Here is a 26527-nt window from a genome sequence, read left to right on the forward strand (position 1 = left end):
ATCAACGGGCCAACGGATCGAACGGCGGGTTTCGTCGGGCTTTCCCCGGCGCAATCGCCTCGGCTCAGGGTTCATCATGGACGCCACCATCAGAAAGCTCGCTCCGGCCGCCACGGCCGAACCGGTCGTTCGACCGACCCGCGAGGAGGCCGAAGCCGCGGTCGAAACGCTCCTGCGCTGGATCGGTGAGGATCCCGCGCGCGAGGGCCTGATCGATACGCCGCGGCGCGTGGTCAAGGCCTATGAGGAGCTCTACGGCGGCTACGGCCAACAGCCGGCCGACGTGCTCAGCCGCACCTTCGAGGAGGTCGCCGGTTACCAGGAAATGGTCCTGCTGCGCGACATTCCCTTCACCTCGCATTGCGAGCACCACATGGTGCCGATCATCGGCAAGGCGCATGTCGCCTACGTGCCGGATGGCCGCGTGCTGGGCCTGTCGAAGATCCCCCGCGTCGTCGAAATCTTCGCGCGTCGCCTCCAGACGCAGGAGAAGCTGACCGAGCAGATCGCAGCAGTCATCGACGGCGCGCTGACCCCCAAGGGCGTCGCGGTGCTGCTTGAGGCCGAGCACATGTGCATGTCGATGCGCGGCATCCGCACCCACGGCTCGACCACGGTCACCTCCTCGTTCTACGGTTCGTTCCGTGACGACCGCGAGGAGCAGACGCGGTTCCTCGCCATGGTCGGCGGACGTTGAGCGTTTCGGCTCACGTCTTCCCGCCGCCGGGCGCCAAGGCCGACCTCGAGGAAGGCAGCGTCCTGACGCCGCGGTTCGACGCGGCGGGCCTCGTCACGGCAGTCGTGAGCGACATGGACGGCGGCCTGCTGATGGTCGCCCACATGAACGCCGAGGCGCTGGATCTCACGATCCGCTCTGGCATCGCGCATTACTGGAGCCGCTCCCGGCAGTCGCTCTGGAAGAAGGGCGAGACGTCGGGCGCGTTGCAGACGGTGCAGGAGATGCGCGTCGACTGCGACCAGGACGCGGTGTGGCTGAAGGTCACGGTCGCGAAGCCTGAGGACACCTGTCACACCGGGCGCGAAACCTGCTTCTACCGCAGCGTTTCCCTCGGCCCGCATGGCGGAAAATTGTCGGCGCGGTGACACGTTTTATCGCAGCGCACAACATGTTGTGTCTGCGTTTACGCTGATCGTGCATGGTGCGGAAAGCATCATGGCCCATCCTTATTGGAAGGGACCGGCCTCAAGGCACGCGACATGATGCTGGATCGCATTTTCAGACAGGCCGAACGAACTGCCCCCATCGAGCGGTCGGGCAGCACCGGAACCACCAACCGGGCACAGAAACGTCGCGGGGTGGCGCTGGCGCTCGGCGGCGGGGCCGCACGCGGATGGGCACATATCGGTGTCCTGCGCGCGCTCGACGAAGCCGACATTCCGGTCTCGATGATCGCCGGCACTTCGATCGGAGCCCTCGTCGGCGGCTGCTATCTGGCGGGACGGCTCGACGAACTCGAAGCCTTCGCGCGCTCGCTGACGCGGCGCGGGTTGATGGGGCTCCTCGACTTCCGGTTCGGCGGCGACGGGTTGCTCGGCGGCATGCGGCTCAACGCCCGGCTCGTCAACACGTTGAAGGACATCCGCATCGAGGACCTCGACCGCCCGTTCGTGGCCGTCGCGACCGAGGGCCGCAACGGACATGAGGTCTGGATGGACCAGGGCTCCCTGGTCCTTGCCATGCGCGCGTCCTACGCCGTTCCCGGCATCTTCCAGCCGGTCGAGTGCGGCGGGCGACGCCTGTCGGACGGGGCCCTCGTCAACCCGGTCCCCGTTTCGGTCTGCCGCGCCTACGAGCAGCCGCTCGTGATCGCGGTCAATCTACATTACGACCTCTTCGGGCGCGCGGCGGTCCTTCGCATGCGCGCCGAAAGCAGCGATCCCGACGGGTCCATCGCCGAGAACCCGGTCGACCCACTGTTGCGCCAGCGTCCGAATGCGGACAACAGGCGGGATCGGATCGGTTTCGCGCGATCCGTCGTCGATGCCTTCAACATCATCCAGGACCGCATTTCCCGTTCGCGCCTGGCCGGTGATCCGCCGGATCTGTCGGTGCACCCGCGCGTGCGCGACATCGGCCTGTCGGAGTTTTTCCGAGCCAAGGAGTGCATCGCCTTCGGCTACGAAGAGACGATGCGTTCCATGAACGAGATCCGCCGGCTGCAGGAGTGCATGCCGGCGCTCTGACAATTCGGATCAGCCGGCCGCGGCGTGGATGTAGCTTCGCATCTCCTCGGCCTCCTGTTCGGCCGCCTCGATCCGGCGCTTCACGACGTCGCCGATCGACACGATGCCGACGAGACGTCCACCCTCGCAAACCGGCAGGTGCCGGAAGCGGCGGCGGGTCATGATTTCCATCGCCTCGTCCACGGTCGTCTCCTCGCCGGCGGTCGTCACCTCGCGGGTCATTACCTCGCCGACGGTTCCCGACAAGGCGTCCATGCCGCCCCCGGCGACGAGGCGAACGACGTCCCGCTCCGACAGGATGCCCTGGAGGTCGCCGCCGGCGCCGATCACCACGAGAACGCCGATGCGGCGTTCCGCCAGCGTTCTGACGGCCTCGGCGAGCGTCGTGGCCAGGTCGATCGTCACGACCTCCCGTCCCTTGGTCTCCAGAATGCGACGTACGGTCATTGACGGCCTCCTCCCATCGTTGTCCGCCCGCATCGTGCGACGAAGCCGCCGCCGCCGCAACTGGTCCGTCAGAGGCCCACCGGATGCTGCCGGCGCGGATCGAAGGCGGAGAAGCAAAGGAAGCCGAACAGGAAGCCGCCGACATGCGCTTCCCAGGCAACGGCCGCGCCCTCCCCGAGGAGCAGCCCGGCGCCGGATCCGAGCGCGATGTTGGTGACGAAGAAGACGATGATGAAGAAGAGGACGGTGCGATCCGACAGGCTCCGCGGGATCGAGAGCAGCGGCGCATAGGCGACGTCGCCGCGCCCCATGGCGCCGAGCGCGAAACGCGCCGCACCACCCATCAGGGCGGACACGACACCTGAGGCACCGATCATCGGCTGGATGAGGTCCGGGTTCATCACGTAGAAGAAGGCAGCGCCCGCGACCGCCCCGAAGGCACTGAAGACGAGGAACCGTCCGGCGCCGAGCCGCCGCGCCACCGGCGTCCCAAACGCGAGCATCCACACCGCGTTGGTCCCGTAGTGCACCCAGTCGCCGTGCAGGAAGGCGTGGGTGATCGGCGAGGTCCAGGCGGCGAACGGCTCGCGCAGGAGACAGATTTCGTCGCTCGACCCGTAGCAGCCCGCCAGGAACGACAGGTTCAGGAGCGCCCAACCGCCCTGCACGTCGTCGAGGACGTCGACGCGAACCCAGTGGATGAAGGCCAGGAATCCCAGAAGGCCGAGCACGATGCTTGGAACGTTGAAGGCAGGCTGCCGAGGCGGCGGCTGCGGGATGTCGAAGAAATCGGACGGCGACGGGCGGGGATCGAGCGACAAGACGTGAGGACTCCAGATGGCTGTCTCGTTGTATCGCCCGGTGGCGGGAGGGCAATGCGCCTGACGCCGCACGAGACGATCGGCGACACGCGCCGCTGCCCCTACGGCACTCCGCGATGGTTCCCGATCGCTTATCTCGACGGCACCGCGACAAGCCCTTGTTAAGCCTCGTGGCTTATCACTTGGAAACCAGTGAAGCGGGCCGAGACCATGTTGAACACCTTGCCGAAGACCCTCGCCGTCTCGGAAGACCGCCGTCACTTCAAGCGGGTGTCGATCGATCTTCTCGGCCGCTTCATGCTGGAGGATCAGCGCGAATATCCCTGCCGGATCGACAACATGTCGCCGGGGGACGTGGCGATCGTGACGCCGGTGGAGCCGGCCAAGGGCGAGCGGGTCATCCTCTATGCCGATCAGATCGGACGCTTGGAAGGCAACGTCGCACGCTGCTTCAGGGGCGGCTTCGCGTTGGTCCTGAACGCTACGGAGCGCAAGCGCGAAAAGCTGGCGGCGCAGCTGATGTGGCTCGCCAACCGCTCCGAACTGTCGCTGCCCGAAGACCGCCGCCACGAGCGCCTTCAGCCGCGCAATCCGATCATCCGGATGGTGCTGGACGACGGCCGCGGTTACGAAGTCCGCATCAACGACCTGTCGCTGTCCGGCGCGGCGATCGTCTGCGCCGTCCGTCCGGCGATCGGCTCGCGCATCACGCTCGGCACCATGACCGGACGCGTCGTCCGCCAGCTCGAAGACGGTGTCGCCGTTGAGTTCTCCTCGCTTCAGACGCGCGAATCCCTGCTCGACCACCTCGGCTGAACGCGGCCGCCGAGCTCTTCCTGCAACGAAGCTGTGGATAACGGGGAGCATTTTCGGCTCCCCTCGGCGCCCCGCGGCCAAGCCCGTTAAGGTCTTGCTCATCCTTTCTTAAGGAGTGTGGCAAGCGTGTTCTGCGTTCCGGTCTGCAACCGTCCCGGCCCCGTTAACCGGGCAGCCGTCTGCGCGTTAACACTCCATCCCGCCCTCCCCCGATCGCCGGTCCCGAACTCGTCTCGGCCTTCATCTTCATGGAGGTGGGGGCTTCATGCTTACCGAAGCATTCTGCGTGCGAACCGCTTCTTAAGCGTCATTCTTCAGATCCCGGCAAGCAAGAGATCTGAACAAATCGAGGATCAGTTTACGAAAATTCATATTGGGCGTTTGGACTTCAAGTAAATCCGGTCTGCGACTGTGCGTGCGTCACCGCTGGAGACCGAAAGTGCAGATCTCGAACCGCCTCTTCTCGCTCGTCATGCTTCTGGTCGCCGGCCTCCTGTTCACGGGCAAGGCCGACGCCGCGATGACGCTGCGCGGGCCGACCTCCCAGCCGATCGGACATTTCGAGTTCTGCAAGTCCTACCCGGAGACCTGCGGACCCAACGCCGAGACCGGCATCATCCAGATTACCGACCGTTCGTGGCAGTCGATCATCGAGGTGAACAACACGGTCAACGAGGGCATCATCCCGCGGACCGACATGGAGATGCACGGCGTCGCCGAGCTCTGGTCGTATCCGTCGATCGAGGGTGACTGCGAGGACTTCGTTCTGCTCAAGCAGTACATGCTGGAGCGCGAAGGTTTTCCGCGCTCCGCCCTATTGATCACGGTCGTCCGCCAACCGAACGGCGAGGGTCACGCGGTCCTGACCATCCGCACGAACCGCGGCGACATCGTTCTGGACAATCTCGACAAGCGCGCGCTCGACTGGACGCTGACGCCCTACAAGTTCCTGAAGCGCCAGTCCGAGCAGAACTCCGCCAAGTGGGTGGCGATCGAGGACGGCCGGGACATGCTGGTCGGCTCGGTGCGCTGACCCTTCCCGCCGCTCGTCCCACCAAAAAGGCCGGCTCGAAGCCGGCCTTTTTGGTGTCTGCAGTTCGGCCTCGCGAGCGGGCGGAACGTCGTCTCAGTCGAGATCGATATCGAGAACCGTGATCGTGACGTGGTAGGAGGTCTCACCCTCGTCGGTGTCCTTGCCCACCGTGCCGATGAAGTCCTCGCCGACATAGATCTCAGCAGTGTCCTTCTTGCGCGGCATCGCCTTGACCTGAATGCCGGATGTCTTGAACGTCCGGTTCAGGTAGGCTTCGAGCTTGCGGATTTCGTCGGGCTTCACGAGGTCGGTCTCCTTGGGCGCATTCTGCGCGTCGAGCGTGCAATGGCCGAAACGGCCGAGAGGATGCAGGCTCAGTCGGCGCGGGTGAAATTCTGATCCATGGCTCGCGCAGGCTCGGCGCAGCCGGACGTTCCGACGATCCGCGCAGGCACGCCGGCAACGGTGGAATTCGGCGGCACCTCCGCCAGGACCACCGAACCGGACGCGATCTTCGAGCAGTCGCCGACCTTGATGTTGCCGAGGATCTTCGCGCCCGCCCCAATCAGGACGCCGTTGCCGATCTTCGGATGCCGGTCGCCGAACTCCTTGCCCGTGCCGCCGAGCGTCACGTCCTGCAGGATCGAGACGTTGTCCCCGATCACCGCCGTGAAGCCGACGACGAGGCCCGTGGCATGATCGAGGAAGATGCCGCGCCCCATGCGCGAGGCCGGGTGGATGTCGGTCTGGAACACCGACGACGAGCGGGACTGGAGATACAGCGCGAAATCCTTGCGGCCTTCGTTCCACAGCCAATGCGCCAGACGGTGCGTCTGGATCGCGTGGAAGCCCTTGAAGTAGAGCAAGGGCTCGATCATCCGCTCGCAGGCGGGATCGCGATCGAAGACGGCCTGAAGGTCTATGCGCAGGACACCGCCCCATTCGGGACGGGCGGCGGCCATCTCCTCGAAGGCCTGCTCGATGTGGCAGGCGGGAAGGTCCGCATGGTCGAGCCGCTGCCCGATCCGGAAGGCGATCGCCGATTCCAGCGAGCGATGATTGAGGATCGAGGCGTAGAGGAAACCGCTGAGCGCCGGCTCACGCTCGGCCGCAGCCAAGGCTTCGTCCCGCGCCCGGTTCCAGATCGGATCGATCGCCTGAACGCGGTCGACGGCAGACTTCATCAAGACGGTCATCGTCATCCTGCTTTCGCTCGCTCGCGTTCCGCATGTCGCAGACAAGATAAGCGCGCTGCCACGATGCACCAGTCCATGCATGAACGGGTCGACGCGGCATTCCGTTTCGCTGGCTCTAGCCGAACGCACCGATTTTGAAAATGCCGACCGCCCTCAGGCGTCGAGCTCCCCTCGGTTCCGATCGAGGAAATCGACGACCGCAGCCTTGAACGTCCGGTCGCCGACCGCCAGCATGTGATCGCGGTTCACGATGGCGAAGACCTCGGCGTTCGGCATCAGTGCACCGAGCCGCTCGGGCGATCCGGCGATGTCGTCGCGCGTTCCGACGCCGATCAGCGTCGGCTGATGGAGCGCCCCCACCTCGGCCTCCGTCAGTTCCCGGCGGGACGTCGCGATGCAGGCAGCGAGCGCATGACGGTCGCTGCCAGTCCGATCGGCGAAGGCGCGGAACATGCGGCCGCGCTCGTGCGTGACGACCTCAAGCGAGGGCGCCATCAGCGCGTCGGCGATCGGGTCCCAGTCGCCGACACCCTCGACCAGCCCGATGCCGAGCCCGCCGAAGACGAGAAGCGGGAAGCGATCCGGATGCATCCGCCCCGCGAAGGCCGAGACGCGCGCGCCCATGGAATAGCCGAACAGGGCCGCGCGCCGGATCGAGAGGTGATCGACGAGCTCGACGAGATCGCCGACCATCGCCTCCGGCGTGTAGGCCGCCGGATCGTGCGGCTTGTCGCTCCGGCCGTGCCCACGATGGTCGAAGGCGACGACGCGCCAGCCGGCCTTCGTCAGCGTCTCCACCCAGCCCGGATCGATCCAGTTGACGCGCATGTTCGAGGCGAAGCCGTGAACGAGGACGATGGCGGGCGCCGTGCGATCGCCCTCGTCGATATATTCCAGACGCAGACCGTCGTTGTGAAACTCGGGCATCGGACACGTCACTCCGCTCTCGCCGAACCAAGGCGCTTCCGATAGCGCGAAGCAGGCCGCGAGAACCACCTGTTCTTTTCGCCGAGGGATGGATAAGTTCCGCCCGCTTCGAGACGAGCGAATGGAGACGGCAGCATGGCCGACTACGGAACCCCCCACTTCCAGAACGACGGGGGCCATGGGGTGATCGAGATCGGCGTCGCCGAATTCATGTGCGTCGGCGCGACCCCGCCATACGATCACCCGCATGTGTATCTCGACATGGGCGACGAGGGCGAGAAGGTCTGTCCCTACTGCTCGACCCTCTACAAGCTCAATACGTCGCTGAAGCGCGACGAGAGCGTGCCTCCCGGCTGCTTCTACCACCACCGCGCCGCCTAGAGCCCAGCGCGCATGCCGGATGCCATCGTCACCGGCGCGGGCATCGCGGGGCTGACCACAGCGATCGCGCTGGCGCAAAAGGGCTGGCGCGTCCGTGTCCGGGAACGGGCTGCCCGGCTGGAGCCGGTCGGCGCCGGCATCCAGCTCTCGCCCAACGCGCTCGACGTGCTCCACCGCCTCGGCGTGCCGATCGATCAGGTCGGGATCGCGGCCGACAGCGTCGTGCTTCGCGATGGTCCAAGCGGGCGGCGGATCGCCACGGTTCCTGTGTCGAGTTCGGACGGCCGCGGCTACCGCGTCCTCCACCGTGCGGATCTCCAGCGCGTGCTGCTGGAGACCGTGTCGGGCACCTCGGGGGTCGACCTTTACCTCGGCGACACACTCGTCGATCTGGACGCTGACGAGGGGGGTGTCCGCACCGCCTTCGAAACCCGGCAAGGCACGACGCAGGATCGAAGCGACCTTCTCGTCGCCGCCGATGGCGTGCATTCGGCCGCTGCGCGGCTTCTCGGTTTTCCTGCCCCCGTCGCGTCCGGCGCGACCGCGCTGCGCTTTATCGCAGGTTCGAACGTACCTTCCGGACCGGCGGCCATCGAGGCCTGGCTCGGTCATCGCCGCCATGTGGTGCGCTACCGCATAGACGCCGCCGGCACGCAGAATCTCGTCGTGATCGTCCCGGACGGCGACCCAAGTGTCGGACCGGTCGTCACGTGGGACCCAGCGTTGGCCGCGATACTCGCGGCGGCAGAACCAGTTGGCTCCTGGCCGCTTCTGACGGTAGAGCCGCGCTGGCGGGCGGAAACCGGGTGGCCGATCGCGCTGATCGGCGATGCCGCCCACGCGATGCTGCCTTATGCCGCCCAGGGCGCGGCGATAGCGATCGAGGACGCCTTCGTCCTCGCGTCCTGCGTTTCCGGCGGCGGCTCTCCGGCGGATGGTCTCCGTCGTTTCGAGGCGCTACGCACGCCGCGTGTTAAGAGCGTTCTCGACCGGGTCGCATTCCACAAACGCGTCTATCACCTGCCTCGCCCGCTCTCGTTCGCGCGCGATCTTGCCCTCGCGGTCCGGTCTCCAACCTCCCTGCGCCGCGATCTGGCTTGGCTCTACGACTGGCGGGCGAGCGCCGGCGGGGATGATTCCACGAACTGATCAGCCGCCTCGCGGTCTGCATTCCCTAATGCATCGACCGGCCTAGTTTGCCAGGCAACGGCTTCCCCCGACGTGCGCACGCCGTCGACGGACCAACCGGCAGTTGCAAGGGACGTAACCAGAAGGCCGATCGATGATCAGACTGAAGAACACCGGACGCTTGCTGACGGTGACGGCTCTTGCCGCCTCCACCGCCATGACGGGTCCGCTCGCCGCCCTTGCCCAGGGAGCGGAAGGGCGTCCGCCTGCAATCGAGGAAGGGGCACCGGAGGCACCGCGCGGCCGCGTCGCCGAGCCCGAGGCACCGGCGGAACGCCCGGCCCCAAGCCGTCAGCAAGAGGCTGCTCCGGAAGCCGAAGCTCCGGCCGAGCGTCCCGCTCCGCGTCGCCAGCGCGAGGCCGCGCCCGAGGCGGAAGCCGATGCCCCCACCGAGCGCCCGGCGCCTCGCCGTCAGCGCGAGGCCGCCCCGGAAGAAGCACCGCAGCGTGCGCGACAGGCCGAGCCTGATGCACCCGCCGAAGAGCCGGCTCAGCGTCGAGGTCGCGAGCGTGCGCCGGAGCCGGACGCTGCACCGGCGCGCGGCAACGCGGCCGAACCGGAACAGGCCCGCGAGCCCGAGGCTCCGGCCGAGCGTCCGGCGCCACGCCGCGACCGCGCCCCGGCGCCCGAGGGGCAGGCCGAGCCCGAGCGCCCGCGCGCACCAGCCGACGCCGAGCGTCCGCCCGAGCCCGAGGGGCAGCCGCGCCGCGGTGAACCGCGTGATCCGAATCGTCCCCGCGCGCCCGGCGAACCGGAGGCTCCGGCCGGCGAGCGTCCCGCCCGCCCTGCGGATGCCGCGCCCGATAGCGGGCCCGCACGCAACGCGCCTCAGGGCAACCCGGCCGAGCTTCCGACGGACGCGGGAACGCAGAACGACCTGTCGAATGGCGCAGCCGGAACCCGCAACGGTGCCGAGCCCGCCGCCCGCCCGCCGGCCGCTGCCGCGCCGGGCAACCGCCCGGCCGGGACGGGAGAGACGCCCGCCGCTCCGCCGACCGCAGCGCCGGGTGCTCAGCCTGCAACGCCGCCGGTCCCGGGCGCCCAGCCGCCGGCGGCCGGCGCCAACCCGGCCGAGCCTCTGGCTCCGCAGACCGCTCCGACCGATCCCGCCCTGCGTGGTGCGCCCGGCGCGCCGGTCGCACCCGGGACCCCGCCAACGCCGCCCGTTCCGAACGGGGCTCTTCCGGCGCCAGGTACCGTACCGGGCCAGCCGGCCCCGGCGGCCCCCGGCACGCCTCCGACGCCGCCGCTTCCGAACGGCGCGCTGCCGGCTCCCGGCACCCCGGCACCCGGCCAGCAGGCGGTCGCGCCGCCGCCGGTCGAGAACCCGCGTCCCGTCGCTGCCGACGTCCAGACGGCCCCGGTGCCGGCAGGCGGTGTCGCCACCAACGACGCGCGCGTTCAGCAGTTGGCGGCACCGGTCCAGGTGCGTCCGATCACGGCCGAGCAGGGACAGCGCCTCGAAGCGCCTCCGCAGGTCGTCCTCCCGAACGATGTCCAGGTGGTGGAACGCGTCGGCGACCGTGACGTCCTCTCGCTCGTCGGTGCGGGGATCGCTGGCGCTGCCGCCGGCGCGGCCGCGGCCTACTTCATCCGCTCGGACGACACCGACCGCCTCGTGGTCGACTCGCGCGACGTGTACTACGAGCGGCTGCCGCGGGGACTGACGCGCCAGATCATCACGCGCCCGAACGGCGTTCAGGTCGTCACGATCGAGAACGAATACGGCGACGTGATCCAGCGCTCGCGCATCGCGGCCGACGGTCGCGAGACGGTTCTCTTCTACGATCCGTACGCGGAAGACGACAACCGGCCGGACTACTACTACGACGCCGGGGCGGACCTTCCGCCGCTGCGCCTTGAGATCCCCGAGGACCGCTACATCGTCGATGTCGCGCAGCCCAATGAGGAACTCTACTACGACACGCTCGTCGCTCCGCCGGTGGAAACCGTCGAGCGAATCTATTCGATCAACGAGGTTCGCCGCAGCGAGCGTATCCGTGACAAGGTGCGCCGGATCGATCTGAACACGATCAACTTCGCGTTCGGATCGGCCGAGATCGAGCAGAGCGAGGTCGACAACCTTCAGGCGCTGGCCGATGCGGTCAAGCGCGTGGTGGATCAGAACCCCGGCGAAGTCTTCCTGCTCGAGGGCCATACGGACGCCGTCGGCAGCAACGTCGCCAACCTTGCGCTGTCGGATCGGCGTGCGGAAGCGGTCGCGAAGGCGTTGACCGAGTACTTCGAGATCCCGGCGGAGAACATCGTGACGCAGGGCTACGGCGAGGAAGACCTCAAGGTCGATACGCAGGAGGCCAATCGCGAGAACCGCCGCGTGACGCTGCGCCGGATCACCCCGCTGGTGAAGCCGGTGGAAACGTCGCAGGCCAACTGACGGATCATCGACTACAAGGGCCGGGGCTGCAAAGCTCCGGCCTTTTTCGTTGACTGCAATTCAGGTCATCTCGTCCTCGACCTCCGCGACCGGCTGGCGCTCCGCCGACAGGAAATTCGCCAGCGGCTGAAGGCTGTCGATGTATCCGGCGACGATGCGCACGCCCACCATGATCGGCACGGCGAGGAACATGCCGACGACGCCCCAGATCCACCCCCAGAACGCCACAGCGAGAAAGATGGCGGCCGCATTCATCGCCAGCCGGCGCCCGACCAGAATCGGCGTCAGGAACTGCCCTTCGACCGTCGTCGCCGCGAAATACAGAAGCACCGGCAAGAGGGCGCCCGTCGCGTCGCGGTGCTCCGCGAGTCCGACCAGCCCAACCAACATCATCCCGCCGATCGCGCCGAGATAGGGAATGAAGTTGAGGGCGAAGGCCAGAACGCCGAAGACCGGCGCCATCGGCAGACCGATCACCCACATGAGGCACCCGATCACGCAGCCGAGCCCGGCGTTGATCACGGTGATCGTGAAGAGGTAGCGGGACAGCTCGGTCTCGATCTCGTGGGCGATCGTCAGCGCGAGCTTCTTGTCGGAGAGCCTTGGCAGGGATTCGATGAGCTTCTGGTAGAACAGGCTGCCGGACGACAGGAGGAAGAACAGGAAGATCAGCGCGAAGGCTATGCTCGCCCCGATCTGCGGGACCATCAGCGCCGCGCTGTTGAGAAGCTGCGGCCCGTCGATGATCACGCTTTGCGGCTGCTGCGTTCCGTCCTGTGCGCCCACGGCCTCCGACGCCTCCATTCGAGCGCCGCGCAGCGCGCCGAGACGTTCGCGGACGGTATCGATCTCCTCGTTCACGACGGAGACGTATCGGGGGATGTTGCCGGCGAGGTCCGTCAGCGGACCGGTCAGGAACGAGAAGGCGCCGATCAGCAGCAGGAACGTGCCGAACACGAGAGCCGCTGCGGTCAGCGGCGGCCAGATATGAAGCCTGCGCTGGCCGAAGCGCACGACCGGCGCCAGCACGAGCATGAAGAGAAGCGCGAAGACCACCGGGAGCACGAAGCTCGACGAGAGGTACAGCGCCCCGAACAGCATGATCAGGAAGATGCCGACGATCGCCCAGCGGGGTCCTGCCTGAAAGGTCTGTCGGTTCACGAGGCCGATGGCGGGGGCCACGATCGCCGGCTCCCGGGTCTCTCCGCTCGTCTCGCTCATCGCTGTCTTCCGGCATGCCTTCGAGTTGTAACGCCGGACGTACCGCGACGTTCCGCCGCGCTCCAAACGTCAGGGCCGGCCCCGCGGCAACGGGACCGGCCCTCGAAACGCCTGCCGGACAAACCGGAAGATCAGTGCAGGATCTGGCTGAGGAAGAGCTTCGTGCGCTCGTGCTGCGGGTTCGAGAAGAACGCGTTCGGCTCGTTCTCCTCGACGATCTGACCGGCATCCATGAATATCACGCGGTCGGCCACTTGGCGGGCGAAGCCCATCTCGTGCGTCACGCAGATCATGGTCATGCCGTCGTTGGCGAGCGACACCATCGTGTCGAGCACCTCCTTCACCATCTCCGGATCGAGCGCCGAGGTGGGCTCGTCGAAGAGCATGACCTTCGGGCGCATGCAGAGCGCGCGGGCGATCGCCACGCGCTGCTGCTGGCCGCCCGAGAGCTGGCCTGGATATTTGTTCGCCTGCTCCGGAATGCGCACGCGGGTGAGGAAGTGCATGGCCACCTCCTCCGCCTTCTTCTTCGGCATCTTGCGCACCCAGATCGGCGCCAGCGTGCAGTTCTCGAGGATGGTGAGATGCGGGAACAGGTTGAAGTGCTGAAACACCATGCCGACCTCCTGGCGTACCAGGTCGATCTTCTTCAGGTCGTTCGTCAGTTCGACGCCGTCGACGACGATCCGGCCCTTCTGGTGCTCCTCCAGCCGGTTGATGCAGCGGATCATCGTCGATTTGCCGGACCCGGACGGGCCGCAGACGACGATCTTCTCGCCGCGCCGGACGCGCAGGTTGATGTCGCGCAGGACGTGGAACTCGCCGTACCACTTGTTGACGCCGGCCAGTTCGATCGCGGGGCCGGACGACTGCGGGGTCGGGCTTGCGGACAGGTTGCTCATGTCAGGATCCTACGCGCTGGAAGGAAAGGGTCGCCGGCCGTTCGGCAGGCCGGAAGATCGGGGAGCCGGTCAATGCTTTCGGCCTCGCGCCAGCCGCCGCTCGATGAAGATCGAGTAGCGCGACATCGAGAAACAGAACAGCCAGAAGGCGAAGGCGCCGAACACGAGGCCCGTCGCCGGCGTCGACGGCGTGATCCAGATCGGATCGCCGAAGCCGCGCCGGATCGTGCCAAGAAGATCGGCAAGACCGATGATGTATACGAGGCTCGTGTCCTTGAAGAGCCCGATGAACGTGTTGACGATACCCGGGATCACCAGCGTCAGCGCCTGCGGCAGGATGATCATCCGCATCTTCTGCCAGTAGGTCAGCGCCATCGCGTCGGCGCCCTCGTACTGCCCCTTGGGGATCGCCTGGAGACCCCCGCGGATCACCTCGGCCATGTAGGCCGCGGCAAACAGCGAGACGCCGACGAGGACGCGCAGAAGCTGGTTGAAGCTCACACCGGCCGGCAGGAGCAGCGGCAGCATGAAGTTCGCCATGAAGAGGACGGTGATCAGCGGAACGCCGCGCCAGAACTCGATGAAGATGACGCACAGGAGACGCACCGCCGGCATCTTCGACATGCGTCCCAGCGCGAGGAGGATGCCGAGCGGCAGGGATGCGGTGATGCCCGTGAGCGCCACCGTCAGCGTGATCAGGAGGCCGCCCCAAAGGTTGGTCGGCACGAACTCCAGACCGAAGTTCGATGTCAGGATGAGCACGAAGGCGAGCGCCGCGATCGTCGGCAGATAGAGGCCGAGGAGGCTCGACCCGGTCTCGGCGGTACGGGTGGTCGCGACGATCGCCAGGACGATCGAGGCGACGGCCGCGGCGAAGCCGACCAGGCTCAGCATCTCGAAGCGGTAGGAGAGAAACAGGATCCGGCCGCTGTTGATGTAGAACGAAGCGAACGAGACCACGAAGGCGAGAACGGCGAGCCACAAGGCCACCTTCATGGCGCCGGTGCGCATGACCGTGGTGCTTCGTCCGGTGGCCAGGAAGATCGTCGCCGCCGCTGCCAGCGCGAACACGACGCCGATCGCCGAGCCCGACATCGCGAAGCGTCCGCCCGTCAGGAGAACGAGCGCCGCAAGCGGGAACAGGAGGAAGAGGAGCGCCGCGTTCAGACGCTTGAACGGCACCTTCGGGATCGCGATCGGCACGATCAGGGCCACCAGCGCGAAGAACACGAGTTGCACCCTCCACCGCTCGTCGAGCGGATAGGTGCCGTAGAGAAACTGGTCGAACTTCGCCCCGACGAAGGCCCAGCAGGCGCCGACCTCGCGCGTCTCCGTCGACAGGCAGGCCGTGCGGTCCGATCCCGTGAAGACCGCGTTGACGATCCCCCACTGGACGAGCCCGTTGATGACATAGGCGACGAGGAGACCGCAGACGATCGTCAGGACGGCGTCGAACGGGGTCGCGAAGAGATGCTTGCGGACCGTGCCGAAGGCTCCGGTCTCGCTGGCCGGCGGCGGGAGCGGCTCGATCTGGCCGCGGGCGACGAAACGGGCGACTTGTTCTTCCATCGTCCGGCCCTCAGCGCTCGACAAGTTTCATGCGGCGGTTGAACCAGTTCATCAGGATCGAGACCGTGACGCTGATACCGAGGTAAACGGCCATCCAGATCACGACCACCTCGATCGACTGACCTGACTGGTTGAGCACCGTCGACCCGACGGCAACGAGATCGGGATAGCCGATCGCCAGGCCGAGCGAGGAGTTCTTGATGAGGTTCAGATACTGCGAGGTCAGAGGCGGGATGATGACGCGGAAGGCCTGCGGCACGATCACGAGGCGCAGCGCCTGGCCGCGCCGCAGCCCGAGTGCGGCAGCGGCCTCGTTCTGCCCCTTGGAGACCGACAGGATGCCAGCGCGCACGATCTCGGCGATGAAGGCCGCCGTGTAGACCGAAAGGGCCAGAAAGATCGCCAGGAACTCGGGCCGGATCTGGAAGCCGCCGGAAAGATTGAACGTGCCGAGCTTCGGGATGTCGAGCGTCGCCGGGAAGCCGGTCGCCGCGAAAACGACGAGCGGCAGGACGACGATCAGGCCGAGAGCCGGCAGCATTAGTCCTGGACGGCGTCCCGTGGCGCGCTGGCGCGCGGCAAAGACGCGGGAGAGCACGATCGTGGCGATGATACCGACCACGAACGCCCAGAAGGTGGCGGCGGCGGCGGGCTCGAAGATCGCCTTGGGCGTCTGCAGGCCGCGGTTCGAGATGAAGGAATCGAACGGCAGCTCGATCGCGTTGCGCGGCAGCGGCAACACCGAGAGCACGCCGAAATACCAGAAGAGGATGACGAGGAGCGTCGGGATGTTGCGGAACGTCTCGACGTAGACGGTGCAGAGCCCGCGCACGAGGAAGTTGTGCGACAGACGACCGATGCCGACGAGGAAGCCGATGATCGTGGCCGCGACGATGCCCGTGCCGGCGACGATCAGCGTGTTGACGATGCCTACGACGATCGCGCGGCCGTAGGGCGCGTTGTTGGTGTAGGCGATCGGCACCTGCGAGATGTCGAAGCCCGCGCGCGTGTCGAGGAAGCCGAAGCCCGAGGCGATGTTGGCGCGCTGCAGGTTCTCCGCGGTGTTACCGACGATCCACCAGGTGAAGGCCGCAATGGCGGCCAAGAGCGTCACCTGGATGACGATGCTGCGCACCTTGGGATTGGTGAAGACGGAATCACGCGTGTGTTCCTGTGGCGCCATGCCCGAGCTTACCGTCATGAAGGTCCTTCTTCGGATCGGGATACGGACCCGCCGCCGAAGCGGCGGCGGGTCTCAAGGCTAGCGGTCGGCTGGAATCAGCGGATCGGCGGAGCGTACTGAAGGCCGCCCTTCGTCCAGAGCGCGTTCTGGCCGCGCGCGATGCCGAGCGGCGAACCCGTGCCGACGTTGCGCTCGAAGAGCTCGCCGTAATTGCCCACCGCCTTGACGATGTTCACGACGAAGTCGTTCGACAGGCCGGCATCGGCGCCGAACGTGCCTTCGACGCCGAGCAGGCGACGGATCTCGGGGTTGGCCGAGTTCTTCATCTCCTCGACGTTCGCCTGGGTCACGCCGAGCTCCTCGGCGTTGAGCAGCGCGAAGTGGGTCCACTTCACGACGTTGAACCACTGGTCGTCGCCCTGGCGGACGGCAGGGCCGAGCGGCTCCTTCGAGATGATCTCGGGCAGGACGACGTGGTCGTCCGGCGTGCCGAGCTCGAGGCGCGAGGCGTAGAGACCGGACTGGTCGGTGGTGAGAACGTCGCAGCGGCCGCTGTCATAGGCGCTGTTGACGTCCGACTGCGCCTCGATGACGACCGGATTGTACTGCATGTTGTTGGCGGCGAAGTAGTCGGCGAGGTTCAGCTCGGTGGTGGTGCCGCTCTGCACGCAGACGGTCGCGCCGGAAAGCTGGAGCGCGGAGTTCACGTTGAGCTCCTTGCGGACCATGAAGCCCTGGCCGTCGTAGTAGTTCACGCCCGCGAACTTCAGGCCCAGCGAGGTATCGCGGCTCATGGTCCAGGTCGTGTTGCGGGCGAGGATGTCGACCTCGCTGTTCTGCAGCGCCGGGAAGCGCTGGACGGCCGAAAGCGGCGAATAGACGACCTTGGACGGGTCGTTGAAGATCGCTGCGGCGATCGCCTTGCAGTAGTCGACGTCGAGGCCGGCCCACTGGCCCTGGTCGTTCTGGAAGCCGAACCCCGGCAGACCGGTGTTGACGCCGCAGCGCACCGTGCCGCGCGCCTTGGTATCGTCGAGCGTTGCGGCGGAGGCGTGGGTCGTCACGGCGCCGAACGCGGACAGGCAGAGAGCGGCGGTCAGTAGCTTCAGTTTCATCCGATTACCTTCAAGTTCGCCCGGTTGCTGATATGAATGAGGGAGACCCGGCGCTTCTCTCGAAACGTCCGATGCCGGAACCCACGCGAGGAGGCTCGGCGCGGATCACATGCCATCGGAATGGGCAGGTCAAGCGACTGGCGTTTTTTTCCAAAGCCCACGTGGCAAATGCTCGTGAAGTGGGCACATATTCCACAGGATGATCGGCTTTTGACGTCTCAAGACCCCAAAAATTCATCAACGCTGCGGCCCGCCACCCGCCGCATGCGTGTCGGGCACGATCCCGAGACGACGCAGGGATTCGTCAATCCGCCAATCGTCCGCGGTTCGACCGTTCTCTTCCCGGACACCTCGACCATGCGGCGCCGGGCGCAAAAATATACCTACGGCCTTCGCGGAACGCCGACGCTGGACGCGCTCGAAGCGGCGATCGACGAGCTGGAGGGCTCGCACGGCACGATCCTTGTACCGTCCGGCCTCGCGGCCGTCTCGCTCCCGCTCCTCGCCTTCCTCGGGGCAGGCGATCACTGCCTTGTTGTCGACAGCGTCTACGGCCCGACCCGCCTCTTCTGCGACACGATGCTGAAGCGCATGGGCGTCGAGACCGAGTATTTTCCGCCCGGCATCGGCGCAGGCCTGTCGGATCTCATGCGGCCGAACACGAAGGTCGTCTTCCTCGAAGCGCCGGGCTCGAACACGTTCGAGATGATGGACGTCGCACAGGCCGCCGGGATCGCGCGGGACGGCGGCGCCGTCAGCATGCTCGACAACACCTGGGCGACACCGCTCCTCTTCCGTCCGCTGGAGCATGGCGTCGACCTGTCGATCCATGCGCTTACGAAGTACCCCGGCGGCCATTCCGATCTTCTGATGGGCAGCGTCTCGGCGACGCGTGAGACCTTCGGCCGATTGCGGGACGCCCAGATGCAGCTCGGCATCAATGTTTCGGCCGAGGACGCCTATCTCGTGTTCCGCGGCCTGAAGACGATGGACCTGCGCATCCGGGCGCACGAACAGTCGACACTGGCGCTGGCGCGCTGGCTGGACGGCCACGAGGATGTCGCCCGCGTCCTCCATCCCGCCCTCCCCTCGTTCCCCGGCCACGATCTCTGGCAACGCCAGTTCGACGGCTCGACGGGCCTCTTCAGCTTCGTCCTCCGAGGCGGCGGACGCGAGGAGGCGGCGGCGTTTCTCGATGCGCTCTCGCTCTTCGGCCTCGGCTATTCCTGGGGCGGGTTCGAGAGCCTCGCGCTGGAAGTCGACCTCACCGACCGGATCCATGCGACCGCTCCGACCGAAGGACCGGTGATCCGGCTGCAGATCGGACTGGAGGACGTTGCCGATCTGCAGGCCGATCTCGAAGCGGGTTTTGCCGCCGTCCGCGCGATGCGCCGATAAGCATCCCCTCCGTCCGGCGGCTCGCTCTTTCGTGATGGCGAAGTGAGCGCCGCCGCCGGATGGATCGGTCATCCCATCCGTATATCCGGGTATGCGCGACACGCGGACGACCGACGATCTCTTCGCCCAGTTGGGGCCCCTGAAACGCTACGCCTATTCGCTCACGCGCGACCGGGGCGAAGCGGAAGACCTCGTGCACGATGCGCTGGTCAAGGCGATCGAGTGCGAGCGCCAGTTCCGGCCGGGACGCAACGCCCGCTCCTGGCTCTGCTCGATCCTCCACAACACCTTCATCGACCGTCGCCGGGCCCGGGCGGTGCGAGCCGGCGTCGAGATGCCAAGCGACGCGTCGGTGGACGTCGCCCAGCCGGCCTCGCAGCACGACGCGCTCCGGCTACAGGATGTGCGCCGGTCCTTTCTGGCCCTGCCGGAGGAACAGCGCACCGCGCTCCACCTGGTTGCGATCGAAGGCCTGTCCTACGAGGACGCCGCGACGACGCTCGACATCCCGGTCGGCACGCTTGTGTCGCGCGTCTCGCGAGCGCGGGCGCAGCTGAGAGCGCTGGACGCGGACGAGGGCGACAATGTCGTACGGTTCCGGGCGAAGGGAGGAAGCTCCGATGCATCCGTCTGATCCGATCCGCGACACCGACCTCGCCGCCTATGTCGACGGCCAGCTGCCGCCCGAGCGCCGGGTCGCGGTCGAGGCGTTCCTGTCGGAACACCCGGCCGACGCGGCGCGGGTCATGGCGGATCTGCGCCTCAACAGCGAACTTCGCCTCGCCCTTCCCCTGCCGGAGGGCGGCGCGGGACTTCGCGTCTCGCATGCGGCTCGTCTGCTGCAGGCGAGCCGGCTCCGGCGACGACTGGCGCCTCGAGTCGGCCGGATCGCGGCACTCGGCCTCTTCGTGGCGATCGGCTGGACGGCGCATTCGCAGTTCGGCGCGCTCGGCGTCCGCGAGAGCGTCGCCTCGGTGCAGCCGCCGGCCTATGTCGAGGACGCGATCCGCGCGCATCGGACCAGCCAGTTGCGTGCCGGCATGGCCTCCCAGCCGGAGACCCGGCGTTACGATCCGGCGGAGATCCTCTCTGCCACGGCGATCCGCCTGCCGAAGCTGCCGGCCGACTGGGCGGTGAGCGACGTGCAGGTGTTTCCGTCCACCCACGGCCCGAGCGTCGAGGTGGCGCTGAAGACGCTAGGACAGGCGACGGTCTCGCTCTATGCCGTGCGGCCGGGCGGCTTCGATGTCGTGGACGCCTCGCTGGCTCCGGCCGGCGAAGCCGACACGGCCTATTGGCAGATCGGCGAGGTCGCCTACGCGCTCGTCTCGTCGGGTGTCGACCGCGATCGCCTCGGCCAGTGGGCCGGCGAGCTGTCGCGCACCCTCTACTGACCCCTTCCATCCTCAGGAGTACGATCCGATGAACACGCCCTTCCGGGGGTTCGGCGTCCGCGATACCGGCGCCTACCAATCCCAGGCTCTCTTCGACGAAGGCCTGCGCCGGCACATGCTGCGCGTCTTCAACTACATGGGCCTCGGCCTCGTCGTCACGGGCCTCGTGGCCTTCGTGGTCGGCAACACGCCGGCTCTGTATGTGCCGATCTTCCAGTCGCCGCTCAAATGGGTGGTGATGCTGGCGCCGCTCGCCTTCGTCCTCTTCTTCTCGTTCCGAATCCACGCCATCTCGGCGGCCACGGCGCAGGCGCTGTTCTGGGCCTTCTGCGCCACGATGGGCCTGTCGCTGTCGTCGATCTTCCTGGTCTTCACTGGCGCCAGCATCGCCAACACCTTCTTCATCGCCGCCGCCATGTTCGGCGCGACGAGCCTCTACGGCTACACGACGAAGCGTGACCTGACCCAGTTCGGCTCGCTGCTCATCATGGGCCTCATCGGCGTCGTGATCGCGAGCATCGTCAACATCTTCGTCGGCTCGTCGGCGCTTCAGTTCGCCATCTCGGTGATCGGCATCATCGTATTCGTCGGTCTGACCGCCTGGGACACGCAGACGATCAAGGAACAATATGCCGAGAACCACGGTTCGGAGTCGCTCCAGAAGATGGCCGTGTTCGGTGCGCTGTCGCTGTTCCTGAACTTCATCAACATCTTCCAGCTCCTTCTGAACTTCACGGGCGAGCGCGAGTAGTCCGGCACAGCCGCCGACTTCCCTCCCCTTCAGACACGAGGTCAATTCATGGACACCAACGACCGTCAGGCCATCGAAGGCCTCTTCCAGAAGCTCGGCACGCTCGAGCGCGACATTCCGCAGCGCGATCCCGAGGCCGAGCGCTTCATCAACGATCAGGTCGGGCGCAATCCGGGCTCGCCCTACTACATGGCCCAGACCATCGTGATGCAGCAGATGGCGCTGGAGAACCAGCAGCGCGAACTCGAGGCGATGCGCTCGCAGGCGGCGGACACGCGCTACGCCAGCCCGCAGGGCACCGGCAGCAGCGGCGGCGGCTTTCTGTCGCGCATGTTCGGCGGCGGCGACCAGTCCCGCCAGCCGGCAGCCGCCCCGATGGGTGCGCCGGGCGCGGCCGCCGGCCCCTGGGGCGGCCAGAGCCGCTACGGCGCGCCGCAGGGCCAGCCGGGCATGATGGGCCAACCGGGCATGCAGCCGGGCATGATGGGCGGCCGCGGCGGTGGCGGCTTCCTTGCCGGCGCAGCGCAGACCGCGATGGGTGTGGCCGGCGGCGTGCTGCTGGGCAACGCCATTGCCGGCATGTTCGACGGCAACGAGGCTCAGGCTGCCGAGGCGGCCCCCGTGGACGAACCGCAGGTCGAACAGACGGCCGACGAGGGCGGCTACTTTGACGACGGCGGCGGTTTCGACGAAGAAATCTGAGCCGCCAGCCGGTTCCTGTAAAACATTTACGAATTCGAGGCGCGATCCGTCGTAGGGTCGCGCCTCGTCATCTTCCGTACACGCCGCGCCCGCATGGTCCGGCAGCACCCACCCGGCACTCGCGAATGGCAGGCATGCGATGGAGGCTTTTCTCTCCGAACTCGGCGGACTGATCCAGGCGAACCCAGGCTGGGCGGCCCTGATCGTTGCCGTCATCTGTCTCGGCGAGTCGCTCGTGCTGGTCGGTCTCGTGATCCCCGCGACCGCCGTGATGCTCTTGATCGGCGGGCTGATGGGAACCGGCGTCATCGATCCGGTAGCGACCTTGATCGCGGCGGCCATCGGCGCCATCGTCGGCGACATCATCTCCTATTTTCTTGGCCGCTGGCTGGGGCCGGGCGTGGTGCACCGGCCTCCGCTGCGACGCTACCGGCATGCCGTGGCCAAGACGCGCCTGTTCTTCCGTCGCTACGGGTTCTGGGCAGTGTTCCTCGGGCGCTTCCTCGGGCCGATCCGCTCCACCGTGCCGCTCGTCGCCGGGATGATGGCCATGGATCAGAAGCGCTTCCAGATCGCCAACGTCCTGTCGGCCGTGGTCTGGGCCCCCGCGATGTTCGCGCCCGGCTGGCTCGGCATGAAGGGCGCGCAGGGCGTGACCCACATGTCCGCCACCGACGGCCTCCTGATCCTCGCCGCCGTCCTCGGCGTGACCGCAGTCGCCACGGTGATCGGCGGGCGCTACCTCGGGCGCGACCGGCGCGCCGAACGCAGTGCCCGGCGCCGCACCCTCCGCAATCCGACCTGACACGGGCTGGTTGCTCGCGGATGACCTCGATCGTCAACTGGGCCGTGGTCGGGACGGGTGCGATCGCCCGCCGCTTCTCGGCCGACATGCGCTACGCCAAGTCCGGACGCGTCGTCGCGATCGCCTCGCGGGAGGCCGAACGGGCTCGCGGGCTGGCTCGGGCGATTGGCCCGGGCGCGAAAGGCGACACGTTGGACGCCGTCCTCGCCGACCCTTCGATCCAGGCCGTCTATGTCGCAAGCCCAACGTCGGAGCACCGCGCCCACGCGCTGGCTGCCATCCAGGCCGGCAAGGCTGTGCTGGTCGAAAAGCCGCTGGCGTCCTCGGCGTCGGAAGCGGAGGAGATTGCCGAAGCCGCCCGGCTCGCCGGGGTCCTGTGCATGGAAGCGATGTGGATGCGCTTCACGCCGGGTGTGCTGACGGCAAAACGACTTGTCGACGAGGGGCGGATCGGCGAGCCTGTCGCCCTCGAAGCGTCCTTGTCATATCGCAACGCGTTCGATCCGGCCCACCGATTGTTCGACCCGCGGCTCAGCGGCGGGGCGCATCTCGACCTCGGCGTCTATCCTCTTTCGCTGGCGGTCCACCTGTTGGGGCTTCCCACCGACGTCGCGGTGAACGCCTTGCGCGCTCCCAACGGCGTGCCGATGGCCGGGGGACTCATCCTCGCCTATTCCGGCGCGGTGGCGACGCTCGGCTTCGGCTTCCTCGGTGAGGGAACGAACGGTGCGACCGTGACGGGCACGTCGGGACGCCTGCGCCTCGGGGCGCCCTTCTTGTGTCCCCCAGCCCTGTCACTGAAACGAACGGGTGCAGCGCCCGGCCCGTCAGGCACGGATGATCAGCCGCTCGGCCCCACACGACGCGGATGGAAGGGCGCGCTGCCGGCCGTGAAGGCAATGCTGCGCCCGCTTCGGGAACGGCCGATACCGACGCTCTATGAAGGCTCCGGGCTTCAGTATCAGGCGGATCACTTCGCCGACCTCCTGGCGAGCGGCGCGATCGACAGTCCGGTTATGCCGATGCGGCAATCGATCGAGGTCCTGCGCATCCTCGACCGCTTCGCCGTCACCGATCCAGTGTGAAACGGCGGAACAGGGTGCGCGCGACGCGCCAGATGGGTTGCGGCGAGCGTGTATAGACGTGATGGGCGGCGATCAGCATCCACGGATGCCGCTGCCAGAACTTCGACATCGGCAGGACGAACGGGTTCTGCGCATCCCGTGCGGACTGCTCCACGATCTCGTCCATCTCCGCTCTCGGCGCCCCCCTTTCGGCCGCATCGAGGAGGCCCGGCAAAGCCTCGGTTCCGGCCGCGAGGTAATCCCGACGATGCGTCAGCGCCGCGAACAGTCGCTCGGCGGCGTGCGCGGCCGTGCCGTCGAGTTGTCCGCGTTCAGTCGCAAACAGGCTGTCGAGCGCCGGATCGGCCAGCGGCGACAGGGCCTCCCGCCGGAACCAGAACATCGATCCCGCGGCAAAGCGCCCCTCTTCGAGTTCACGAAGCGTCAGGTCGAGGCCGAGGGCCGCGATCATCCGGCGCGTGATGCGGCCGTTGAGAACGATCCGGCCGCGAAGGCCGAGAAGGTGCGCCTCCGGGACCACCAGCCCGAGCGAAGGCACCGCTTCCATCGCCGCCAGCGGCGCGGGCACGCCGTCGCGGCCCGCCAGCAGTGAGCGCGTCAGGAAGCGCCGCCAGTCGTCACCGTCGTCGCGATGGACAGACTTCTTGGTGTGAAGCTTCAGACCGATGTCGAACCCGTCGCCCTCGGCCCGCAGCGCCTTCATGAAGGGTAGGACGTCGCGCCCGCGATTCTCGACGACGACCTGGCGCGTGAAGAGGACATGCGGGCTGTCGACCGCCGCCAGCGTCATTCCCGCGTCGCGACATGTCAGCACCAGCCCGAAGGGGCGCTGGATGGCCGCAGCGAGATCGCGTGCCATCTCCTCCCAAACATCGGGATGATGCACATGGACGAAGACGATCGGAACGCCGGTCATCGCGGCGTCGCCGGCCGACCGGTCATGGGACGAAACGCGATCAAGCCTTGGCCGTCCCGAGGCGCTGGCCGGCGTATCGCTTCTGGCGGATCGGGCGCCACCAGTCGGGATGGTCGAGATACCAGCGGATGGTCTTCTCGAGGCCGGTCTCGAAGGTTTCCTCGGCGCGCCAGCCGAGTTCGTTCTCGATCCGGCTGGCGTCGATCGCATAGCGAAGGTCGTGTCCCGGACGGTCGGTGACGAAGTCGATCAATTCGCGCCGCGGCTCGCCATTGGGGAGTGGCGACAGGCGGTCGAGCGTGTCGCAGATCGTCTCGACGACGGCGAGGTTGGAGCGCTCGTTGCGCCCGCCGATGTTGTAGGACCGGCCGGGCTCGCCCCGGGTGACGACGAGCGCCAGCGCGCGGGCGTGGTCGTCGACATAGAGCCAGTCGCGCACGTTCTCGCCCCGGCCGTAGACCGGCAGGCGCTGGCCCTCCAGCCCGTTCAGGATGACGAGCGGGATCAGCTTCTCGGGGAAGTGGTAGGGACCGTAGTTGTTCGAGCAGTTCGAGAGCACCACGGGCATGTGGTAGGTGTGGAACCAGGCCATCGCCAGGTGGTCGGACGCCGCCTTCGAGGCCGAGTAGGGCGAGGACGGCGCGTAAGGGGTGTCCTCGGTGAAGAGGCTGTCGTCGAGCGGCAGGTCGCCGTAGACCTCGTCGGTCGAGACGTGGTGAAAGCGGAAGGCTTCCCGCCGGTCGGCCGGCAGCTGCATCCAGTAAGCGCGCGCGGCTTCCAGAAGCTCGTAGGTGCCGACGATGTTGGTCTGGATGAAGTCGCCCGGCCCGTCGATCGAGCGGTCGACATGGCTTTCGGCCGCCAGATGCATGATCGCGTCGACCTGCTCCTCAGCAAGGAGATCGGCGACGAAGGCGCGGTCGCCGATGTCGCCCTTCACGAAGCGGTAGCGCCGGTCGTTCTCGATCTCGGCCAGCGACGACAGGCTCGCGGCGTAGGTCAGCTTGTCGAGGTTGACGACGCTGTGGTCGGTGTCGCGGATCAGGTGGCGGCAGACCGCCGAGCCGATGAAGCCGGCGCCGCCGGTGACGAGGATCTTCACTTGGCATTCTCCCCGAAGCGGAAGGGCGTCTTGATGTCGGCAAGGCGCGGTGCGGCCTCGTCCTTGGCGGAGAGGACCGGGTGCCGGCCACTGAGCGGCCAGCTGATCGCGATGTCCGGGTCGTCGAAGCGGATCGAGCGGTCGTGCGCGCCGCTGTAGGGCGCCGACACCTTGTAGAAGACCTCGGTGTCGGGCTCGAGCGTCAGGAAGCCGTGGGCAAAGCCCGCCGGGACCAGGATCTGGTTGAAGGCGTCCGCCGACAGCTCCAGCGCGACCCATCGGGCAAAGGTCGGCGACCCCTCGCGAATGTCGACGGCGACGTCGAGGATGCGCCCGCGCAGCACGCGAACGAGCTTGTCCTGCGCGAACGGCGGCTCCTGGTAGTGCAGGCCGCGCAGCGTGAAGGCCTCGGCCGAGTAGGACTGGTTGTCCTGCATCCAGTCGATCTCGATGCCGTTCTCGCCGAGCCGCGCCCGGTTGAAGGTCTCGGAGAAGAAGCCCCGGTCGTCGCCGAACCGGCGCGGCACGATCTCCAGGATCTCCGGAATGTCCAGCTTTCGGACGTCGAGCATGGGCCACCCTTGCGGCATCGATGAGATGGCCACGCTTTTGCGTCATCGCCGGGCCGCCCGCAAGGGAGGCCCGCCCGGCGCCAAGAACGATCTGGCAAGTTCTGCCCCCGCGCGATAGAGAACGGCACGACCTGGGGCGTGGCGTATCGAGGAAGGCGGAGAGCGATGAAGGGTATCATCCTGGCAGGGGGCAGCGGCACGCGGCTGCACCCGATGACGCTGACGGCCTCCAAGCAGCTCCTGCCCGTCTACGACAAGCCGATGATCTACTATCCGCTGTCGACGCTCCTGCTGGCGGGCATCCGCGACATCCTGATCATCTCGACGCCGCACGACCTGCCGCGCTTCGAGGCGCTGCTGGGTTCGGGCGAGCGCTGGGGCGTGCGCTTCACCTATGCCGAGC

General features: G+C 67.2%; 29 protein-coding genes. 16 read left to right on the top strand and 13 right to left on the bottom strand.

Going from position 1 to position 26527, the window contains the following annotated elements; all coding sequences use genetic code 11:
• Positions 1-76: 76 nt before the first annotated feature.
• The 3 genes from folE (at position 77) to BM175_RS19295 (ending at position 2205) form a co-directional block, all read left to right on the top strand.
• On the top strand, positions 77-697 hold the full coding sequence (gene folE, locus BM175_RS19285; protein ID WP_090965983.1) for a GTP cyclohydrolase I FolE: 621 nt from the start codon (positions 77-79) through the stop codon (positions 695-697).
• On the top strand, positions 694-1104 hold the full coding sequence (gene hisI / locus BM175_RS19290) for a phosphoribosyl-AMP cyclohydrolase (RefSeq protein ID WP_090965985.1): 411 nt from the start codon (positions 694-696) through the stop codon (positions 1102-1104). The genes folE and hisI overlap by 4 nt, the downstream gene beginning before the upstream one ends.
• A 117-nt stretch (positions 1105-1221) precedes the next feature.
• A complete protein-coding gene (locus BM175_RS19295) occupies positions 1222-2205 on the top strand; it encodes a patatin-like phospholipase family protein (RefSeq protein ID WP_090966027.1) in 984 nt (327 codons plus the stop codon).
• A gap of 9 nt (positions 2206-2214) precedes the next feature.
• On the opposite strand, the gene BM175_RS19300 is transcribed toward BM175_RS19295, so the two are convergent.
• Both BM175_RS19300 and BM175_RS19305 read right to left on the bottom strand, forming a co-directional pair.
• Positions 2215-2652: a CBS domain-containing protein gene (locus BM175_RS19300; RefSeq protein ID WP_090965987.1), complete on the bottom strand. Its 438-nt coding sequence runs from the start codon at positions 2650-2652 to the stop codon at positions 2215-2217.
• Between the two features lie 68 nt (positions 2653-2720).
• The gene (locus BM175_RS19305) at positions 2721-3473 is read right to left on the bottom strand and encodes a rhomboid family intramembrane serine protease (RefSeq protein ID WP_210284015.1); all 753 of its coding nucleotides are present in this window, start codon (positions 3471-3473) and stop codon (positions 2721-2723) included.
• Between the two features lie 210 nt (positions 3474-3683).
• Between BM175_RS19305 and BM175_RS19310 the strand changes: the two genes are divergently transcribed.
• Complete coding sequence (locus BM175_RS19310; RefSeq protein WP_090966031.1) at positions 3684-4289, top strand: PilZ domain-containing protein; 606 nt, start codon at positions 3684-3686, stop codon at positions 4287-4289.
• 445 nt (positions 4290-4734) lie between these two features.
• Positions 4735-5322: a transglutaminase-like cysteine peptidase gene (locus BM175_RS19315; protein ID WP_425285296.1), complete on the top strand. Its 588-nt coding sequence runs from the start codon at positions 4735-4737 to the stop codon at positions 5320-5322.
• A 93-nt stretch (positions 5323-5415) separates the two neighbouring features.
• Here BM175_RS19315 and BM175_RS19320 read toward each other — a convergent pair whose 3' ends face one another.
• The 3 genes from BM175_RS19320 to BM175_RS19330 form a co-directional block, all read right to left on the bottom strand.
• Complete coding sequence (locus tag BM175_RS19320) at positions 5416-5625, bottom strand: DUF3126 family protein (RefSeq protein WP_055886669.1); 210 nt, start codon at positions 5623-5625, stop codon at positions 5416-5418.
• 71 nt (positions 5626-5696) lie between these two features.
• Positions 5697-6518, bottom strand: a complete 822-nt coding sequence (gene cysE / locus BM175_RS19325) for a serine O-acetyltransferase (RefSeq protein ID WP_090966035.1) — start codon at positions 6516-6518, stop codon at positions 5697-5699.
• 153 nt (positions 6519-6671) lie between these two features.
• Positions 6672-7445, bottom strand: coding sequence for an alpha/beta fold hydrolase (locus tag BM175_RS19330; protein WP_090966037.1), 774 nt, complete (start codon positions 7443-7445; stop codon positions 6672-6674).
• Between the two features lie 135 nt (positions 7446-7580).
• On the opposite strand from BM175_RS19330, the gene BM175_RS19335 reads away from it, so the two are divergent.
• The 3 genes from BM175_RS19335 to BM175_RS23265 all read left to right on the top strand — a co-directional run bounded on the left by BM175_RS19335 (position 7581) and on the right by BM175_RS23265 (position 11409).
• A complete protein-coding gene (locus tag BM175_RS19335; RefSeq protein WP_090965989.1) occupies positions 7581-7826 on the top strand; it encodes a zinc-finger domain-containing protein in 246 nt (81 codons plus the stop codon).
• A 12-nt stretch (positions 7827-7838) separates the two neighbouring features.
• Positions 7839-8975 (top strand): FAD-dependent monooxygenase, encoded by a 1137-nt coding sequence (locus tag BM175_RS19340; RefSeq protein WP_090965991.1) that lies wholly within the window; start codon positions 7839-7841, stop codon positions 8973-8975.
• Positions 8976-9108: 133 nt separating this feature from the next.
• Positions 9109-11409, top strand: coding sequence for an OmpA family protein (locus BM175_RS23265; protein ID WP_280141129.1), 2301 nt, complete (start codon positions 9109-9111; stop codon positions 11407-11409).
• A gap of 60 nt (positions 11410-11469) precedes the next feature.
• Here BM175_RS23265 and BM175_RS19350 read toward each other — a convergent pair whose 3' ends face one another.
• The 5 genes from BM175_RS19350 to BM175_RS19370 all read right to left on the bottom strand — a co-directional run bounded on the left by BM175_RS19350 (position 11470) and on the right by BM175_RS19370 (position 17399).
• Entirely contained in the window at positions 11470-12630 is a 1161-nt protein-coding gene (locus BM175_RS19350) for an AI-2E family transporter (protein ID WP_090965993.1), read from the bottom strand.
• A gap of 131 nt (positions 12631-12761) precedes the next feature.
• Complete coding sequence (locus BM175_RS19355; protein WP_090965995.1) at positions 12762-13532, bottom strand: amino acid ABC transporter ATP-binding protein; 771 nt, start codon at positions 13530-13532, stop codon at positions 12762-12764.
• A gap of 69 nt (positions 13533-13601) precedes the next feature.
• On the bottom strand, positions 13602-15101 hold the full coding sequence (locus BM175_RS19360; protein ID WP_090965997.1) for an amino acid ABC transporter permease: 1500 nt from the start codon (positions 15099-15101) through the stop codon (positions 13602-13604).
• 10 nt (positions 15102-15111) lie between these two features.
• A complete protein-coding gene (locus BM175_RS19365) occupies positions 15112-16302 on the bottom strand; it encodes an amino acid ABC transporter permease (protein ID WP_090965999.1) in 1191 nt (396 codons plus the stop codon).
• 77 nt (positions 16303-16379) lie between these two features.
• Positions 16380-17399 carry an amino acid ABC transporter substrate-binding protein gene (locus BM175_RS19370; protein ID WP_090966001.1) on the bottom strand — a complete coding sequence of 340 codons (1020 nt, stop codon included), beginning with the start codon at positions 17397-17399 and terminating at the stop codon, positions 16380-16382.
• A gap of 264 nt (positions 17400-17663) precedes the next feature.
• Here BM175_RS19370 and metC point away from each other — a divergent pair, with 264 nt between their 5' ends.
• The 7 genes from metC to BM175_RS19405 all read left to right on the top strand — a co-directional run bounded on the left by metC (position 17664) and on the right by BM175_RS19405 (position 23534).
• Positions 17664-18797: a cystathionine beta-lyase gene (gene metC, locus BM175_RS19375; protein WP_090966003.1), complete on the top strand. Its 1134-nt coding sequence runs from the start codon at positions 17664-17666 to the stop codon at positions 18795-18797.
• A gap of 91 nt (positions 18798-18888) precedes the next feature.
• Positions 18889-19431 carry a sigma-70 family RNA polymerase sigma factor gene (locus BM175_RS19380; RefSeq protein WP_090966005.1) on the top strand — a complete coding sequence of 181 codons (543 nt, stop codon included), beginning with the start codon at positions 18889-18891 and terminating at the stop codon, positions 19429-19431.
• Entirely contained in the window at positions 19418-20191 is a 774-nt protein-coding gene (locus BM175_RS19385; RefSeq protein WP_090966007.1) for an anti-sigma factor family protein, read from the top strand. The genes BM175_RS19380 and BM175_RS19385 overlap by 14 nt, the downstream gene beginning before the upstream one ends.
• Before the next feature lie 28 nt (positions 20192-20219).
• A complete protein-coding gene (locus BM175_RS19390) occupies positions 20220-20942 on the top strand; it encodes a Bax inhibitor-1/YccA family protein (protein ID WP_090966009.1) in 723 nt (240 codons plus the stop codon).
• A gap of 48 nt (positions 20943-20990) precedes the next feature.
• A complete protein-coding gene (locus tag BM175_RS19395) occupies positions 20991-21644 on the top strand; it encodes a DUF2076 domain-containing protein (protein WP_090966011.1) in 654 nt (217 codons plus the stop codon).
• A gap of 139 nt (positions 21645-21783) precedes the next feature.
• A complete protein-coding gene (locus BM175_RS19400) occupies positions 21784-22449 on the top strand; it encodes a DedA family protein (protein ID WP_090966013.1) in 666 nt (221 codons plus the stop codon).
• Positions 22450-22469: 20 nt separating this feature from the next.
• A complete protein-coding gene (locus tag BM175_RS19405) occupies positions 22470-23534 on the top strand; it encodes a Gfo/Idh/MocA family protein (protein WP_090966015.1) in 1065 nt (354 codons plus the stop codon).
• On the opposite strand, the gene BM175_RS19410 is transcribed toward BM175_RS19405, so the two are convergent.
• The 3 genes from BM175_RS19410 to rfbC are packed head-to-tail and all read right to left on the bottom strand — an operon-like array spanning position 23518 to position 26124.
• Positions 23518-24450, bottom strand: coding sequence for a rhamnan synthesis F family protein (locus tag BM175_RS19410; protein ID WP_090966017.1), 933 nt, complete (start codon positions 24448-24450; stop codon positions 23518-23520). The genes BM175_RS19405 and BM175_RS19410 overlap by 17 nt on opposite strands.
• A 40-nt stretch (positions 24451-24490) precedes the next feature.
• Positions 24491-25552: a dTDP-glucose 4,6-dehydratase gene (gene rfbB, locus BM175_RS19415; protein ID WP_090966019.1), complete on the bottom strand. Its 1062-nt coding sequence runs from the start codon at positions 25550-25552 to the stop codon at positions 24491-24493.
• The gene (rfbC, locus tag BM175_RS19420; protein ID WP_090966022.1) at positions 25549-26124 is read right to left on the bottom strand and encodes a dTDP-4-dehydrorhamnose 3,5-epimerase; all 576 of its coding nucleotides are present in this window, start codon (positions 26122-26124) and stop codon (positions 25549-25551) included. The genes rfbB and rfbC overlap by 4 nt, the downstream gene beginning before the upstream one ends.
• Before the next feature lie 165 nt (positions 26125-26289).
• On the opposite strand from rfbC, the gene BM175_RS19425 reads away from it, so the two are divergent.
• Positions 26290-26527, top strand: a 238-nt coding sequence (locus tag BM175_RS19425; RefSeq protein WP_175526923.1) for a sugar phosphate nucleotidyltransferase, incomplete at its 3' end; no start/stop codon positions are given.

The organism is Aureimonas phyllosphaerae, assembly GCF_900113065.1.
In the GTDB taxonomy this organism is placed as follows: domain Bacteria; phylum Pseudomonadota; class Alphaproteobacteria; order Rhizobiales; family Rhizobiaceae; genus Aureimonas; species Aureimonas phyllosphaerae.